This window comes from Nostoc sp. DedQUE05 (genome assembly GCF_034530955.1).
GTDB lineage: Bacteria > Cyanobacteriota > Cyanobacteriia > Cyanobacteriales > Nostocaceae > Nostoc.
The window spans coordinates 137,934-154,195 of the sequence record NZ_JAVRCB010000015.1 but is presented as its reverse complement, the minus strand read 5'-3'; the positions used below and the strand labels follow the sequence as shown (position 1 = coordinate 154,195).

16 protein-coding genes are annotated in these 16,262 nt (G+C 44.7%); 8 read left to right on the top strand and 8 right to left on the bottom strand.

Annotated elements, in window-relative coordinates:
• Window positions 1–13: 13 nt before the first annotated feature.
• The 3 genes from RMZ42_RS13900 to RMZ42_RS13890 all read right to left on the bottom strand — a co-directional run bounded on the left by RMZ42_RS13900 (window position 14) and on the right by RMZ42_RS13890 (window position 4,804).
• A complete protein-coding gene (locus RMZ42_RS13900) occupies window positions 14–2,569 on the bottom strand; it encodes an ATP-binding protein (protein WP_322671948.1) in 2,556 nt (851 codons plus the stop codon).
• The gene (locus RMZ42_RS13895; RefSeq protein ID WP_322671947.1) at window positions 2,566–4,419 is read right to left on the bottom strand and encodes a response regulator; all 1,854 of its coding nucleotides are present in this window, start codon (window positions 4,417–4,419) and stop codon (window positions 2,566–2,568) included. Before RMZ42_RS13895 ends, RMZ42_RS13900 begins: the two co-directional genes overlap by 4 nt.
• Window positions 4,420–4,645: 226 nt before the next feature.
• Window positions 4,646–4,804, bottom strand: a complete 159-nt coding sequence (locus RMZ42_RS13890; RefSeq protein ID WP_322671946.1) for a hypothetical protein — start codon at window positions 4,802–4,804, stop codon at window positions 4,646–4,648.
• Between the two features lie 611 nt (window positions 4,805–5,415).
• Between RMZ42_RS13890 and RMZ42_RS13885 the strand changes: the two genes are divergently transcribed.
• The 7 genes from RMZ42_RS13885 (at window position 5,416) to RMZ42_RS13855 (ending at window position 12,266) form a co-directional block, all read left to right on the top strand.
• On the top strand, window positions 5,416–7,365 hold the full coding sequence (locus tag RMZ42_RS13885; RefSeq protein WP_322671945.1) for an RluA family pseudouridine synthase: 1,950 nt from the start codon (window positions 5,416–5,418) through the stop codon (window positions 7,363–7,365).
• A 596-nt stretch (window positions 7,366–7,961) separates the two neighbouring features.
• Entirely contained in the window at window positions 7,962–8,168 is a 207-nt protein-coding gene (locus tag RMZ42_RS13880; RefSeq protein WP_322666382.1) for an RRXRR domain-containing protein, read from the top strand.
• A 68-nt stretch (window positions 8,169–8,236) separates the two neighbouring features.
• Window positions 8,237–8,893, top strand: coding sequence for a cysteine dioxygenase family protein (locus RMZ42_RS13875; protein WP_322671944.1), 657 nt, complete (start codon window positions 8,237–8,239; stop codon window positions 8,891–8,893).
• A gap of 1 nt (window position 8,894) precedes the next feature.
• Window positions 8,895–9,656 carry a class II aldolase/adducin family protein gene (locus tag RMZ42_RS13870; protein ID WP_322666378.1) on the top strand — a complete coding sequence of 254 codons (762 nt, stop codon included), beginning with the start codon at window positions 8,895–8,897 and terminating at the stop codon, window positions 9,654–9,656.
• Window positions 9,657–9,926: 270 nt separating this feature from the next.
• Window positions 9,927–11,045: a sulfonate ABC transporter substrate-binding protein gene (locus RMZ42_RS13865; RefSeq protein ID WP_322671943.1), complete on the top strand. Its 1,119-nt coding sequence runs from the start codon at window positions 9,927–9,929 to the stop codon at window positions 11,043–11,045.
• 101 nt (window positions 11,046–11,146) lie between these two features.
• Window positions 11,147–11,968 (top strand): NADPH-dependent oxidoreductase, encoded by an 822-nt coding sequence (locus tag RMZ42_RS13860; protein ID WP_322671942.1) that lies wholly within the window; start codon window positions 11,147–11,149, stop codon window positions 11,966–11,968.
• A gap of 19 nt (window positions 11,969–11,987) precedes the next feature.
• Window positions 11,988–12,266, top strand: coding sequence for an SDR family NAD(P)-dependent oxidoreductase (locus tag RMZ42_RS13855; RefSeq protein WP_322671941.1), 279 nt, complete (start codon window positions 11,988–11,990; stop codon window positions 12,264–12,266).
• A gap of 10 nt (window positions 12,267–12,276) precedes the next feature.
• Here RMZ42_RS13855 and RMZ42_RS13850 read toward each other — a convergent pair whose 3' ends face one another.
• The 3 genes from RMZ42_RS13850 to RMZ42_RS13840 form a co-directional block, all read right to left on the bottom strand.
• Complete coding sequence (locus RMZ42_RS13850; protein WP_322671940.1) at window positions 12,277–12,471, bottom strand: hypothetical protein; 195 nt, start codon at window positions 12,469–12,471, stop codon at window positions 12,277–12,279.
• Between the two features lie 399 nt (window positions 12,472–12,870).
• Window positions 12,871–13,899 carry a glycosyltransferase family 4 protein gene (locus RMZ42_RS13845; protein ID WP_322671939.1) on the bottom strand — a complete coding sequence of 343 codons (1,029 nt, stop codon included), beginning with the start codon at window positions 13,897–13,899 and terminating at the stop codon, window positions 12,871–12,873.
• A gap of 80 nt (window positions 13,900–13,979) precedes the next feature.
• The gene (locus RMZ42_RS13840; protein ID WP_322671938.1) at window positions 13,980–14,168 is read right to left on the bottom strand and encodes a hypothetical protein; all 189 of its coding nucleotides are present in this window, start codon (window positions 14,166–14,168) and stop codon (window positions 13,980–13,982) included.
• A gap of 51 nt (window positions 14,169–14,219) precedes the next feature.
• On the opposite strand from RMZ42_RS13840, the gene RMZ42_RS13835 reads away from it, so the two are divergent.
• Complete coding sequence (locus RMZ42_RS13835) at window positions 14,220–14,360, top strand: hypothetical protein (RefSeq protein ID WP_322671937.1); 141 nt, start codon at window positions 14,220–14,222, stop codon at window positions 14,358–14,360.
• A gap of 416 nt (window positions 14,361–14,776) precedes the next feature.
• Here RMZ42_RS13835 and RMZ42_RS13830 read toward each other — a convergent pair whose 3' ends face one another.
• Both RMZ42_RS13830 and RMZ42_RS13825 read right to left on the bottom strand, forming a co-directional pair.
• Window positions 14,777–15,616, bottom strand: a complete 840-nt coding sequence (locus tag RMZ42_RS13830; RefSeq protein ID WP_322671936.1) for an aldo/keto reductase — start codon at window positions 15,614–15,616, stop codon at window positions 14,777–14,779.
• A 30-nt stretch (window positions 15,617–15,646) separates the two neighbouring features.
• Entirely contained in the window at window positions 15,647–16,210 is a 564-nt protein-coding gene (locus RMZ42_RS13825) for a type 1 glutamine amidotransferase domain-containing protein (protein WP_322671935.1), read from the bottom strand.
• Window positions 16,211–16,262: the final 52 nt, after the last annotated feature.

The window sequence follows — 16,262 nt, the reverse complement described above, 5'->3', positions numbered from 1 at the left end:
ATTTCTCCCCTGCCTAATTTATCGGCAATGGCAGAGTGAAGAAAAACGTGCTGCCAACACCAAGAGTGCTTTCAGCCCAGATTTGCCCACCGTGCCGATCAATAATACTACGACAGATTGCCAATCCCAAGCCTGTGCCGCCTTTGGTGCGAGAATCAGAGGCATCTACTTGCTGAAATCTTCCAAAGATTGCTTCTAACTTATCTGCTGGAATACCTCGGCCTCGATCCGTTATTTGGAATAGTACGCAGTCTGTTTGCTGTTGGACACTGAGAGTAATAGTAGAATCGGCAGGCGAGAATTTAATCGCATTACCTAACAAATTGGTGAGTGTTTGCACAATGGCATCAGGAGCCGCCCAAACTTGAGCATTGGTAGGATGGATCTTAAAAGTAATATTATGCTGATTGGCGATCGCTTGCAGTCCTGCTACTGCTTGTTGAATTAAATCAGCTGCATTGCAGATGGTTTTTTCTAAGACAGCTCGATCCGATTCTAAGCGTTCCAAATCGAGAATATCGTTGACTAGACGCACTAAGCGATCGCTGTCGATGGCTGCAATCTCAATCATCCGCTTAAATTTATCTGGTTTTTTGTCGTAGATACCAGTTTGTAGTAAACCCAATGCTGCGCGAATTGCAGTTAAGGGAGTGCGGAGTTCGTGACTAACGATGCCAATAAACTCACTTTTGATCGAATTAATCTGCTCTAGTTCAGTGATATCTTCGGCAATCCCAGCAATCCGAACTACCTCGCCGAGTTCATTTTTGATCGGAAATGCGCGATCGCGAATCCAACGGATTGAACCATCAGGGCGGATAATGCGATATTTTTTATCGTATTGCCCTGCTTTCATCTGTTCAATGAGTTCAATTTCGACGCCCTGGCGATCTTCTGGGTGAATTGCATCTAACCAATTTGAATAGTTGTGATACAAGTCCTCACAATTTTTTTGCCAGATGGTTTGGTATGCATTGCTCACATATAGAACTTGCTGATTTTGAATATCGGTCATCCAAAATACTGCTTGGATGTTTTCTGCCAGCTGACGAAATTTTTCTTCGCTGTGGCGTAAAGCATCTTCGATGCGTTTGCGTTCGGTGATATCTTGGTGAACCGCAACCAGAACGTCGCCGTAGTCGGGATGTCTAAATACCGAAGCCGTCACACTACACCAAAATGGCGTACCATCTTTTTTAAGATTCTGAACTTCGTAGGTGGCTTCAGTATTTTGTAAAACGGCAGACAAAGTGGCTTGATTTACATTTTGAGTAGTTACTGATTTGGTGACACAGTTCGCAATCGAAACGTGTTGACCGTTGAGTTCGCCAGAGTCATAGCCAAACATCTGCTCAAATTTCGGATTGGCATAGACAATGATTGCATTATCAATTCTTACTAAGCAAATGCCTTCCCCCATATTTCGGGTGATTACAGCCTGAAGCTCTAGCATTTGCGTCTGTTCTAAAAGTGTGAGTTGGGTTTGTTGCTGCTCTATAACTGTTTTTCGCAGGCGATCGTTCGTCTCTGTCAGTTGGGCAGTGCGTTCTTGCACCCGTTGCTCAAGTTCGGTATTCAGTTGTTGTAGGTCAATTTCTGCCTGTTTGCGCTCTGTTAGTTCTGTTTGTAACTGTTTGACCAAAGCTGCTTGCTGGATAGCAATGCTTACCTGCGCTCCCAACTGCCGCAACAGAGAAATTTCTCTTGATTGCCACTCACGAGGAGCCTTACATTGATGAGCTGCTAATAATCCCCACAATTCATCTCCTACGGAAACAGGAACGACCAGATTTGCCCTCACTTGGAGACTTTCCAAAAATTCAACATGACAGGGACTAATTCCAGCAGTATAAATATCAGTTTTGGCAGTGACTAAGCCTTGTTTAAAGGGTTCGACGTTCTCTTCACCAATGCAAGCGTCATAAATCTGGAGTGGTAAAAGAGCCATGCAGTCCGGTGCAACAGACTCAATCACAATCGTTCCTCCCCAACCTGGATAAAATTGGAAGATAGTGACGCGATCGCACTCCAGAAATTGCCGCACTTCATCGACAGTAGTTTGTAAAATATCTTGTAAATTGAGCGATCGCCGGATACGCTGGGTCATCTCCATCACTAGGCGCTGTTGCTCAAATTGCTGTTGCAGCGTTTCTTGTGCTTGTTTGCGCTCGTCAAGAGCTATCCGCAGTTGCTCGGCGTTTTCTTGAGACAATTGTTGGTTGAGTTGTTGAATCTTCCGTCTGCTGTACTGAAGATTGCTAGTGATTAGGTTAATCACCAAGGCAACCAGTAAAAAGATACTTAGCCGCAATAATTTTTCTGGTTGACCGAGCCAGATTTGGGATCGCGGATGCATCAATAAATAATTAATTGCTACTGTCGAAAGGACAAGTGTAACGATCCCTGGCCGAAAGCCACCATACCAAGTACTGACAATAATAGCTATATAGAAAAAAGCACCAATGGTTCGGGAAATAAGCGGTTCTAACCAGAGTGACAGCAGCAGGGCGATCGCAGTTGAACCAATAGCCACACCGTAGTTCAATAATCGCTGATAATTTCTCATCATGCTTTACTTCTCCCCGCCTGAGAGCGCCAACGAGTTCTTTGAATGCGGCTCAGTACTCGTGTCACAAGTTCTGGCCCTAGCACTGGCTTGCTGATAAAATCATCGGCTCCGGCAGCAAAAGCTTGCTGAAGAAATTCTGCTTCGGTATGGGCTGTAACTACTAAAATCGGTAAATCTCCCCACTGGGCATCCTGGCGCACGACTTTGCACAATTCTAATCCGTTCACTATCGGCATTTCTAAATCTAGCACCACCAAATCAGGAGATGTTGTAATCAGCACTTTCCAAAATTGTTGTGATTGGGAGAGGGTGATTACTTCCAGCCCCCAAGGAGTTAACAACGCCGATAATCCAGCCAGCATTACAGGGTCATCGTCTACGATTAAAACTTTGGCTTCGGAAGTTTGAGGTTGAGGTAAGACACGAGCGATCGCCTGAAAAATCTCCTCGGTTGTCGCCGGTTTATGCAAAAATTGTCTAGCTCCTAAACGCGATACTTTCAGTCGATCTGTTAGGCTATCTCGTCCGGTAAAAACAATTACTGGGATATTTGACGATCGCTCTACGATCTCGCTCAATAATATTAATCCATCTTCTTCTGTTGTTGTAAAACTCAAATCCAGTAAAACTGCATCAGGAGTTTTTAAGGAAAAAAGCGATCGGGCGGTTGCTAAGTTTGGTGCAACCTTCATCCTGATTCCCCACGAATCGGCTTCTGCTTGCAACTGCTTTGTCAGTATAGGATCATCATCGATTACTAACAGCCGATGAGTTTGCTTCATCGGGACGCTTGGAGCAGTGGAAGTGACAGCAGGCTTGGTTAACTCTTGCTGTAATGCTGTTACCAGTTGCGAGAAATTAGAGATTTGCTCTGGAGATAGCAAGGAATCTTCAAGCAGCAAATGTTCTATTTTCCGTCCGAGCCGAGAACCCTCTGGATAACCGAACGACCCCATTGAACCTGCTAGCTTATGAGCTTCACGCAATGCATTCTGCTGTAAATCTTCATTTAAATTTCCTGCCAAGAGTGCAGTTTTTGCTTGCTCCAGCACTGCAACCTGTCCAACAAAGGAATTACGAAATCGCTCCAGCACCCGATTTACAGAAGTCATATCTTTGGAACTGGGTTTCTTCTTTCCATGTTGATTATTTTCCCCAACAGACATGGGGCGATTAGGTACAGGCTTGATCCGATAGCCCATGCCATATACCGTTTCTAGAAGTTCTTCTGCTATACCTGCTGTTTTCAGTTTCTTGCGCAAGTCTTTAATATGAGTCGTAACTGCATTTTCAGTCGGTGCATCCCCAAATCCCCAAAGCCGATCTAGAATCACTGCCCGACTAAAGATTCGGTCTGGGTTTTGCAAAAACAACTCCAGCAGTTTGTATTCTGTGGCTGTGAGGAGAATTTCCTGCTCATTACAAGTTACTCTGCCGGCACTTGGATCTAAAGAGAGATTTCCCCAGGTTAAAATAGATGATGAGATCGCCCCATTGCGTCGTAGTAAAGAGCGAATTCTGGCTAGTAATGCTTCTGGGTCAAAGGGTTTGATGACGTAATCATCTGCTCCGGCATCTAACCCCGCCACAATATCTGCATTAGAATTTTTCCCTGTTAATAACAAAATAGATTTACGGTAGCCTTGCTTTCGCAGTTGCCGACACAAGGTAATCCCATCCAGTTTTGGAATTAGCCAGTCCAGCAAAATCAACTCATATTCAGTCGATAGCGCTAGTTCTAATCCAGCTTGTCCATTACTTGCAATGTCGATAGTATAATGATTTGCACTCAACAACTCGAAGAGTGCTGTACTCAGTAATACGTCATCCTCTACCAACAAAATTTTCATAAGTTGTATCAAAAGAAGATGCTTATGACACCTTCGCGATCGCAGGGCACACCCTCTGCGCGGTCAAACTTTTGTGTAATTTTAATATATTGTTACAAACAATACAACAAGTTAATTTAATGTGAGTTCGACAGGTGCTATTTTGACCTCTCCCCCAGCCCCTCTCCTACCAGGAAAGGGGAGCAAAAACTTTTCTTTTTTCGTTACTCCTCCCTCTCCTTTTAGGCTACGGTGTACACACAAGTCTCTTGACCTGCACCTTTGTTGCATCGACTTGCACCTTTGTTGCATCGACTTGCACGTTTGCTGCATCGACTTGCACCTTTGTTGCATCGACTTGCACGTTTGCTGCATCGACTTGCACCTTTGTTGCATCGACCTGCACGTTTGTTGCATTGACTTGTACCTTTGTTGCATCGACCTGCAAAAATTAACCTACCCTATGTTAGGCAGTAACTTTAAAAGACTTGTGTGTACACAGTAGCTCCTTTTAGGAGAGGGAGGCTGTCCGGGAGAGGTCTGTCGAACTCACGTTAATTTAGATAGATTTTGCAGTCTGACATATTTCGACTTATATCTGTGTCAGTGCATTAGTACTATATATTTTCTGTTTGATTTCTAGCCAGTTGTAATGAAGCGGTGGCGCTGGCGCTGCATACACCTTAAGGTGGTTGGGAGAGCGCGAACGTCAACAACTGGCCATTGGGTGGGATTTTGAGACGGGAATCGATCCCTTGTAGAATTTTCTCAATGTCCCTGTAACCCTGTTGATATATAAATTAAAACTGCAACAGAAAAACTTTGGATGCCAAATTGCCAAAAGCACTCAACACAATAGATTCTTGGCTTTTGTAATTTTTGCTTTCCGATTGGGGAAAGGTTAAAGAGAAAGGGAAAATTCCATACCTTTACCCTTTACCCCTTACCCTTTTCCCCACAATGCCATAAACGCTATATATATTAGGAAGATCGGCTAGATTTGCAATCATACCTTGTATGGTAGTTCTGCACGCACTTTCAGATTTCATCGACTGCGATTTTGCGATCGCCAACTCATCTTGTAGTTATTGGTACGAAGGGCGTTGTCCGCAAAGTGGCGATCGCCTAAAATTACCCCGCACTTCAATGTCCGAAGCGATCGCCCACGGATTAATGCAACATCTTGCCAACAATGACTGTTATTCTCGTGAAGGGAAGATGTATGGAATCCTATTAGTTGAACTGCCTAATGGCGAACAACGGATACTAAAAGCTTTTTCTGGTCTTTTGAATGGTTGCAGTATGATTGAGGGCTGGGTGCCGCCAATTCCGGGACGAGATGAAGTTGCTTTCGAGGAAAACCGTACTTTGGCACAGTTGGAAGCGATTAAGCAAGAAATTATTACCTTGAAGCAACTAACCGAACGCCAGCAGTATGAAATCCTGTTTAATGACTTTGAGCAGCAGTTACAAGCAATGAGCGATCGCCATCGCTATTGCAAACATCAACGACAGGAAAAACGTCAGCAAATCTGCAATACACTCACTGCCGAAGCGCTTACTATTGCCCTTGAACAACTCGATGAAGAGAGCCGTCAACAGGGAATTGAGCGACGACAACTTAAACGCCAGCAAAATGCTGTATTACAGCCCATACAACAGGTAATTGCAGCAACGGATGCGCGAATCAGCGAACTGAAACAACGGCGCAAAGAACTTTCCCGTCAATTGCAAGCTCAAATGCACGCTAGCTACAGCCTGACTAATTTTTCCGGGCGATCGCAATCATTGCAAGAATTGATGCCAGGAGGTTCGCCCACTGGCACAGGAGACTGTTGTGCCCCAAAGCTGCTGCATTATGCGGCAACACATAATCTCAAACCCCTAGCAATGGCAGAATTTTGGTGGGGTGAATCTTCCGCAAATCAAGATAAAATTCCAGGAGAATTTTATGGAGCCTGTGCCGAGCGATGTCAGCCATTGATGGGGTTTTTGCTCTCAGGCTTGAAACCTTCCCTCCCTGCTAGGGAAAAAAGAAGCCTCTCTTCTGATAGGCTACCGTGTATACACAAGTCCTTCTCACCCCCTCTAACTCCCCGATGCCTTGGGGGAGAACCGGGAACCGGATATTTCCCCCAAGGCATCGGGCTACAGTGTACACACAAGTCTGAAATAGCTTACTCATCTGGGTTTTTGCGTCACTTTTACCCCACCCTAACCCTCCCCTTGCAAAGGGGAGGGAACCGGATCTTTAATCTCCCCCCTTTGCAAGGGGGGATTAAGGGGGGTAAATCCGGGGTTTGCGCTTCATTACCAAGATGTGTGTACACAGAGGTAACTTTACCGATTATTTATGAAGATGAATGGCTGATTGCTGTCAACAAACCTGCTGGATTACTTTCGGTACCCGGTCGTTATCGCGATCGCCAAGATAGTGTTTTGAGTCGCTTACGTCATTTGTTACCTGATGGTATGGCGCTTATATCTGTGCATCGCCTAGATCAGGAAACTTCCGGGATTTTGTTGTTGGCACGCGATCGCCAAACCCATCGACAACTCAGCCAGCAGTTTCAGCTACGCCAGGTTCACAAGGTTTATGAAGCCATACTTTCCGGTGTTTTGACAATTGAGCAAGGTAAAATTGAACTGCCATTATGGGGAGATCCTGAAAATCGCCCCTATCAAAAAGTTGATTGGCAGTACGGTAAACCCAGCTTGACACACTTCCAGGTAATAGCGAGAGAAGGAAACTACACCCGCGTAGAATTTACGCCACTAACAGGACGCACTCATCAGTTGAGAGTTCATGCAGCTGATGCGCAAGGACTTGGGATAACTATTTTAGGCGATCGCCTTTATGGATGTTGTGCAGTTACTAGTCGGTTACATCTGCACGCCAGAGAACTTCGCTTCAAGCATCCGCAGTTAGAAAAAACCTTGCATTTACAATCAATTATGCCCTTCTGACGGATTATATTACAGCATATTTCAAGTTGGTGAGGTACAGAAGCTAAGTCTGTTACCCGTTTTATATCAAGTCCGGGTAATTAGTTATGATTCCCACAGTCATTATTGCACCCACCGCGCCAAAGCTACGCTTTGTCTCCCCTAACAGCTAGCCTATTGCTTTTTAAATTTGTATGTGATAATTTTCTGCTTGTAGTTAATTCAACGGTTATCCGACCGACTTATAGTACTTACAAAAATTAATATAACTGCTAAGAGGCTTCCTAATAAAAATATCCAAATACAAATGATTGTGGGACACCCCACAAAATTGGATGATTGATTTCTTGGAAATCCCTAAATGAAAGGTAAAGACGAGAGTGCTGGAGTTAACTTATAGACTCTCATTCTTATCTTCTTATAAAAGGAGCAGGGGAGCAGCACTTCTCTACAAGAGGCTGCACTTCGACTACGCTCAGTGACCACGCCAAAGGCTACGCTCTGTAACCGAGGAGAAGTTGCAGTAAGTTTTCCCCCATACACCTCCCCACCTCTGCCTCTTGTGTCCAGTCCCCAATTCCCAATCTGGCGATCGCAAATCTAAAATTCAAACTTGTATGACTAAAGTATTCATTCTCGATGCCAACAAACAACCGTTATATCCAGTACGCATCAGCCATGCTAGGCTGCTATTGTCACAAGGTAAAGCTACTGTATTTCAGCGATATCCTTTTACTATCATTCTGAAGGAGTCCCTTTCTCATCTAAAACTTGAGCAACTTGGCTTCAAGATTCATCCTGGTATTAAAATAAATCGTAATTAAATTACCAATTACGAATTACGAATTACGAATTAGTTAATCTTAGTCGCCTCCTCAACAGAGGAATATAGATGACGAACCAGACTATTTTAGAACCGTTACCAGAAGACCAATGGTTTATTGAGAGCCAGGAACTACGATCCTTTGTAGCAACAGTGCAAGAGATTAGCGCTAGCACTGTTGACGATCGCACACAAACTCTCGCTAGACTAGAACCCTATTTTCAAGAACTCCTTGCCCAACAGCAATGGCTACCCCAAAAGTTTGCCCAAGTCAATCCCGAAAGCCGGATGGGTGGCGGTATTGGTCAATGGCTGCTTTATCGCGCTAAAGACCGTTCGCTGTCGGTATTCAGTTTGGTGATTCCCCCAGGTTCCACGACTCCCGTCCACGATCATCTAGCCTGGGGATTGATTGGTTTATACAAGGGCGATCAAGAAGAAACAGTCTATCGCCGTATAGATAACAGTGATGTAGAAGGGCACGCACAATTACAAGTAACTGAAGTGCGTAGCCTTCAACCAGGGGATATCTACCGCCTCTTACCACCAGATGGTGATATCCACGCCGTCAAAACCACATCCCAGAGCGCATCTGTATCGATTCATACCTTGGGTAATGATACTGGTTGCGTCTTGCGTCACCAGTTCATCCCAGCATCTCACAGCGTCAAATCCTTTCGCTCTGGATATTCCAACGCTCCCTGTAAAGAAGAGGAGGAAAAATAACATGGCCAATTATATTAGACCAAAACCCCCAGTTTTCGAGCGAGTTGAAGACGAACGCCTGCACCGCAAGCAACGTCTCGCCGCCGCCTTTCGCTTGTTTGGTAAGTTTGGCTTCAGTGAGGGAATCGCAGGCCATATTACGGCTCGCGATCCTGAGTTTACAGACCATTTCTGGGTCAATCCATTCGGGGCATACTTCGGTCATATCCGAGTTTCTGACCTGATTCTAGTTAACAAAGATGGTGAAGTGGTTAAAGGCGATGCTGATGTAAACCAAGCTGCTTTCGCCATCCATTCTCAGATTCATGAAGCTCGACCTGATGTCATCGCCGCGGCTCACGCCCATTCACTTTATGGTAAAGCCTGGTCTAGTTTGGGGCGTCTCCTTGACCCCTTGACTCAAGATTCTTGTGCTTTTTACGAAGACCATGCCCTGTTTGACGATTTTACAGGTGTGGTTTTAGAAACTTCTGAAGGTCAACGATTGGCGCAAGCCTTGGGACCAAAGAAAGCCATAATCTTACGTAACCATAGTATTTTAACTGTGGGACATACAGTCGATGAAGCTGCCTTTTGGTACATTAGCTTAGAGCGATCGTGCCAAGGACAACTGCTGGCAGAGGCTGCGGGTAGACCCACTACTATCAAACACGAAACAGCCCGTTTAACACAAACTCAAGTAGGGTCACATGTAAGTGGGTGGTTCAGTTTCCAGCCGCTTTACGATCGGATTGTGCGCGAAGAACCCGATTTACTAAATTAGTGCTGTGTTTTTCGGCATTGGGATATTAACAATTCAAAATTCAAAATTCAAAATTCAAAATTATTCGCGCCGCATCTCGTAGAGAAGAGAGTTACATAAGGAGATTTAAACCCCGACTGTAGCTTACTTAAGAGCAGGGTAACTGAACTGAGCGGAGTAGTTCCGACTCCGCCTCCCAGTTATTTATTGTCAATTGAAGCTAAATTTATTTATATACTCCGGTAAACCTATAAGTTTATAGTATTCATATAGCTCAGAGAAATCATTTTGATGATTAACCAAATCTTTCGCCGTTTTATTGCCAAGTGGATATCGTTGATAAAATTCAGGAATATCCCCTTTAACAACCAGCATAAATTATTCTTTTCTTCTCCTTTGCCAACAGTAGGGGCTTTTGTTACAGGTCTTTGTCTGAGCTTGCTATTTGCTGCTTGTTCATCGACACCGACTGTTAATGCCCCTAATCCCAATGCCACATCTCAGGGTAATTCTACTTCCAGTAAAGCAACAGTAGTCAGATTTGGTTATCAAAAATCGACCATTTTGCTGAGAACTAAGGGTGTTTTAGAAAAGCGTTTAGCGCCAGAAGGAATAACTGTAAAGTGGACTGAATTTCAAGCGGGGCCACAATTACTAGAAGCGATGAATGTAGGTAGTATTGACATTGGCCCTGTGGGAGAATCACCGCCAATCTTTGCCCAAGCTGCGGGAGCGTCACTAACTTATGTTGTTGGTACTGCTGCTAGTCCGGCTGGTTCAGCAATTCTTGTTCCTCAAAATTCGCAAATTCAAAAAGTTACTGACTTGAAGGGCAAAAGAGTTGCCTTTCAAAAAGGTTCTAGCGCCCATTTATTGTTAGTCCAAGCTTTAGAAAAAGCCGGATTAAAATATACAGATATTGAACCTAAATATTTGGCTCCGGCTGATGCTCGTGCTGCATTTGTGAAAGGGAGTGTAGATGCTTGGGTAATTTGGGACCCATTTTATGCAGCCGCTGAAGAGGCAACTAAAGCTAGAGTCCTGATTGATGGCACAGGAATTAATAAACAGGGAGGATATTATTTGATGAGTCGCAAATTTGTCACTGAAAATCCCCAAACTGTCAAGGCAATAGTAGAGGAAATTAAAAATCTCGAAGAATGGTCTAAACAGAATCGAGAAGAAGTAGCAAAAACTCTCGCACCTGTGTTAGGAATTGATTTAGAAACGATGAAAAAAGCAACTAACAGGCGGACTTTTGGGATTGTACCAATTGACGACAATTTGATAAATCTACAACAAGGTGTTGCAGATACATATTACAAATTGAAGTTAATTCCCAAAGAAATAAATGTGAAGGATGCAATGTTGACAAAAGAAGAATATGCTGCTTTCTCACCAAAAACTTAAACTAGTACAATGAATCGGCTGTAGGGGCATAGAGATGTATGCACCTACAGATGAAATTGGTATTAGTAGCAAATTTGAAAATGTAAATCTTGGAATTGATTATGACTAATCCTACAGAATTACTGCGATCGCGCTACGGTGAAATTCCCTTCAACCCCGAAATTACATGGAATGATTCGCTAACAGCACTACTATCTCACCGTTCAATTCGGTCTTATCTAGCCGATCCTTTACCATCGGGAACTCTAGAGTTACTAATTGCAGCCGCCCAATCTGCATCTACTTCCTCGAATTTGCAAACCTGGAGTGTGGTAGCAGTCGAAGATCGACAACGCAAAGAGGAGTTATCCAAGCTAGCGGGAAACCAAGCACATATTAAGCAGGTTCCTTTATTCTTGGTTTGGTTAGCAGATTTGGCGCGTCTAAGTCACGTTGCTGACAGTCGCGGCATATCTCACGATGCGCTGGAATACTTGGAAATGTTTGTGATGGCAACAATTGATGCAACGTTGGCGGCACAAAATGCCGCAGTTGCAGCTGAGTCACTTGGTTTAGGAACAGTATATATCGGTGGAATCAGGAACCACCCACAAGAGGTAGCACAGATATTGAATTTGCCCTCCTCTGTGTATGCTGTATTTGGATTATGTGTGGGTTATCCGAATCCAGAAGTAGAAGCGGCGATTAAGCCAAGGTTGCCCCAGTCAGCTGTGCTGCATCGTGAAACCTATAAATTGGCAGAGCAAGAAGAAGCGATCGCTCACTACAACGACATCATCAAAGAATTCTATACTGAACAAAAGATGAATATTGCTGGTGATTGGTCAGAACACTCAGCCCAACGCATTGCCACTGTAGAATCATTGAGAGGACGCGATCGCTTGCGTGAAGCTCTCAATAACCTTGGCTTCAAATTGCTGTAAATTAAGAAGAATCAAGATTATGGATTTGCAACTCCGTGGCAAAGTCGCCTTAGTGACAGCTGCTAGTAAAGGTTTGGGCAAAGCTACAGCGAGGCAATTTGCCCGTGAGGGTGCAAAAGTTGCCATCTGCGCCCGCAGTGAGTTAATTCACAAAACTGCTGCGGAGATTGAAAGCGAAACAGGTACAGAAGTGCTATCTCTGCGTGCGGACGTTACTAGTCAAAAAGATATTGAACGTGTAAGGGAATTCCAGAAAATAAAATATACAAATCATAAATATGCATCCTGTATATCTTGAAGAGCCTGGGTTAATTACTAGTCAAGTTGAATACACTTTCGGCCGGCTTCTGCTGCTGCTTGGGGGTATAGTACAGTCTTTGTTCACCAAATACTGCGCCATCAGCACTAACTAACCGAAACTCCCAGAAATATCTCTGTGTGTTAAACACAACTAAAGTAAAGCTTTGAATGCCAACCACAGAGTAAATTTTGATGATAGACATAATGGTATTTAATCTATCTCTTTCAAGATGTTATGTGATGGGCTGATTTATTTGGTTAAGAGAATTACAACATTTTTAACAGAAGCAAAGTTAGTGATGATTAATAGTATTGCTCCTCTGATTGAATAATAAATGTTAAAAGATGAGTTTATTTAAAAACTAGACGTAAGTTAACGTGGGGAATTACCAATGATGATGTAATCGCACAAGGAAGTACCAAAAGCAAAAACGTTGTTAGGGTTGTTTGCTGTAATTGTAGGTAATTGCTCAACTCACAGGTTGCAAAATTTTTCTCCCACCAGTCCAGCATTGCTCGTCACCTTTAGCACCTGATTTCTCTTACTGTCCCGTATATGCTGTGCTGTTACTTAAATCCTTTGCTAGTAAGCTTTTCAAGACTTAACGGGAAAAGCCAGGTTGATAAACTGCTTCATAGCCATCTACCATTTTTGGCACACTAAAACAATTCTCGACATGCTTACGACAAGCATAACGATCTAGTTCTGCCACTTTGTTAACGGCATTAACACATTCAGAAATGCTGTTACATATGAAGCCAGTTTTTCCGTGGACAATTACTTCGGGAACTGAACCCAAATTCATGGCGATGACTGGTGTTCCTGCTGCCATTGATTCTGTCATTACCAAACCAAATGGTTCTCGCCAAGTAATCGTAAATAAAGTTGCTACTGCACCCCCCATCAAAGCATTCTTTTGAACATGGTTAGCTTCACCCAAATACTGAATTTGCTGACCATCAATTAAGGGTTGAATTTCTCGTTCAAAATACTCCACATCAACGACATCTACCTTACCTGCCATCTTTAAACGCCAACCAGCCTCTTTTGCAATCTGTATTGCTAAGTGCGTTCCCTTTTCTGCTGCAATTCTTCCCAAAAAAGCCAGATAAGGTGGTTCGTCCGGCTGAGGATGAAACTTATGACTACTGATATCAATACCATTGTAGACAGTTGCTACATAATTCAACCCTAACCTAGATTCACGTTGGGAATTGGAAATACTTACATAGGGCTGGTTTTTGGCATATTGAAACATCTTTTCGTTATCAGGGGTAAAGATACCATGTAATGTGGTAACTGTCGGTGTCTTTACTAAATTCGCATAGGGCAACGCACTACAGCCTATATGTGAATGAATTATGTCAAAGGTTTCTGCTTGCTCATATACCAAAGCCAGTTCCAACATTTCATAGATGTTACACTCTTTGATGCTTGAATCTAGTCTCAAAGCATAAGGATGAACTGATTGCAGCTTTGCCAAAGTTATTGAATCTCCCGATGCAAATAGCGTTACTTCATGCCCTCGCCTAACTAATTCATCGGTCAATAAGCCTACAACTAATTCTGTTCCACCATAACCAAGAGGTGGAACTCTCTCCCAAAGAGGAGCAATTTGAGCAATCCGCATAGAAACTCCTAAAAACTTAAGACTAGAATTTCAAGAAGGTCTTTCTTTTAAAAAGGGTTTTAAAGTAACTCAGTTCATTACTAGTCAAGTTGCATACACTTCCGGCCGGCTTCTGCTGCTGCTTGGGGGGTATAGTACAGTCTTTGTTCACCAAATACTGCGCCATCAGCACTAACTAACCGAAACTCCCAGAAATATCTCTGTGTGTTAAACACAACTAAAGTAAAGCTTTGAATGCCAACCACAGAGTAAATTTTGATGATAGACATAATGGTATTTAATCTATCTCTTTCAAGATGTTATGTGATGGGCTGATTTATTTGGTTAAGAGAATTACAACATTTTTAACAGAAGCAAAGTTAGTGATGATTAATACTCTCCGTGTCTTTTCTCCTGCCTTATGGTTTGAGTACAACTTTGATGGCATAGATATAGCAAAGCTGTCACCAGAGGCAAGATAGCCTGAAAGTACTGTGGTGAATGACTTTTAGATATTTCAGTTACCAACCAGCCAAGGGATTAACAAAGCTGTAACAGCCAGCCTACTCGATCTAGCAGGAGCAAGTCGTGAAATTGTTCAATACATCGCTGGGCCAATTGTCACTCAGCAGAACGGCTGGCAACAGTCAATTCCTACTTGGGTAGGAAAAGCGAATGCCTCCGGCACGCTACGCGATCGCAGTTGATAGATTAGATGCAGCTTTACAAGAGATAGACAAGGGAGAAGTAGGTAAACTCCCCCATCAAGGAAGCTTGACTAGCTAACGATGTCAACTTCCTCAATGGTGGGCGGCTAGGCAAAAAGCTCGGAAGTCTCCTCCATCAGCGCGGTGCCTTCAATTCATGGGCAGGCAGCCCGCAGGCGAGCCAATCAGGCTTACAGCATGGGAAGCACGCGGGGACGAGATCCGGTCGGGAAGGCTGCGTCGATTCGATCGAGTTCGGTTTGGGTCAGATTGAGTTCCCCGGCTCCCGCGTTTTCAGCGGCGTGTTCGGGGTTGGATGCTTTGGGGATTGCGAAGAGCGAGGAATGCCGCACCAGAAATCGGAGCGCGACTTGGCGAGGGGTGGCGTTATGGGCGGCGGCGATTTCCTGTAGTACGCGACCTCCGGTTGTGCGCGAGCTGGGAAAATCCCCATGACCGAACGGGCTGTATGCGACTACGGCGACCCCATGCTTTTCACACCAGGGGATCACAGCGTGTTCGATCGCTCTCTCTTTCAAATGGTAAAGGACTTGATTGCAGACCAGAGACCCCTCGCCAGCGATCTTCTGGACTGCTTCAAGGTCAGGCACATCGAAGTTGCTCACGCCCCAGCAGAGAATTTTCCCCTCGTGCTGAAGCTGCTCGAAGGCAGCGATCGTCTCCTCCAGTGGGTGTTGACCGCGCCAGTGCAACAGATAAGAGTCCAGCCGATCGGTATGAAGTCGAGCGAGGGATTTCTCGCAGGCTACGATCGTCCCTCTCCGAGAAGCATTTCCAGGAAGAACCTTGGAAACCAGGAAAACCCGATCGCGTCGTCCAGCGATCGCCTCGGCGACCACCTCCTCGGCGCTGCCGTACATCTCTGCCGTATCGATGTGGGTCATGCCGAGATCGAGTCCTTGGCGCAAAGCGGCGATCGCAGAGGCGCGGTCACCGTTGTCGATGTACCAGGTTCCTTGACCGATCGCTGCCACCTCGCGCTGCGTGGAACCAAATCGATGCTGTTCCATAGCTGTTCTCCTGATTAACGCTCCTAGTCCTCACACTGTCTGACGTACCTGCCCTGCATGGCTGAACAGCTCGATCATTTCCCGGTTGAAGGCTGGGATGTCGTCTGGCTTGCGGCTCGACACGAGGTTGCTATCAACTACAACTTCCCGATCTAGCCACTGGGCACCTGCGTTCTGGAGATCGGTCTTGAGCGACGGCCACGAGGTGATCTGCCGTCCGCGCACCACATCTGCCTCGATCAGAGTCCAAGGTCCGTGGCAGATCACTGCTACCGGCTTGTCAGCATCGAAGAAGGACTTTATAAACTCGATCGCCTTAGCTTTAGTCCGAAGTTGATCTGGATTGGCAACACCACCGGGAAGCAGGAGGGCATCATAGTCGGCTGGATTTACTCGATCGAGGGGGACATCTACCGAGAAAAAATCCCCTTTGTCAAAATGGTTCCAGCCCTGAACGCGATCGCTCTTAGGTGAAATGATGTGGGTTTGAGCACCTGCTGACTCAAGGGCAAGCTTTGGTTGAGTCATTTCAACTTGCTCAAAGCCATCTGTAACCAGAATGGCAACTTTCTTATTTGTGAGTTCTTCTGTCATCTCTACCTCCTAAAGTGTTGGCTAGACTTGGTTTTTTCGTGTTCTTGTGGGG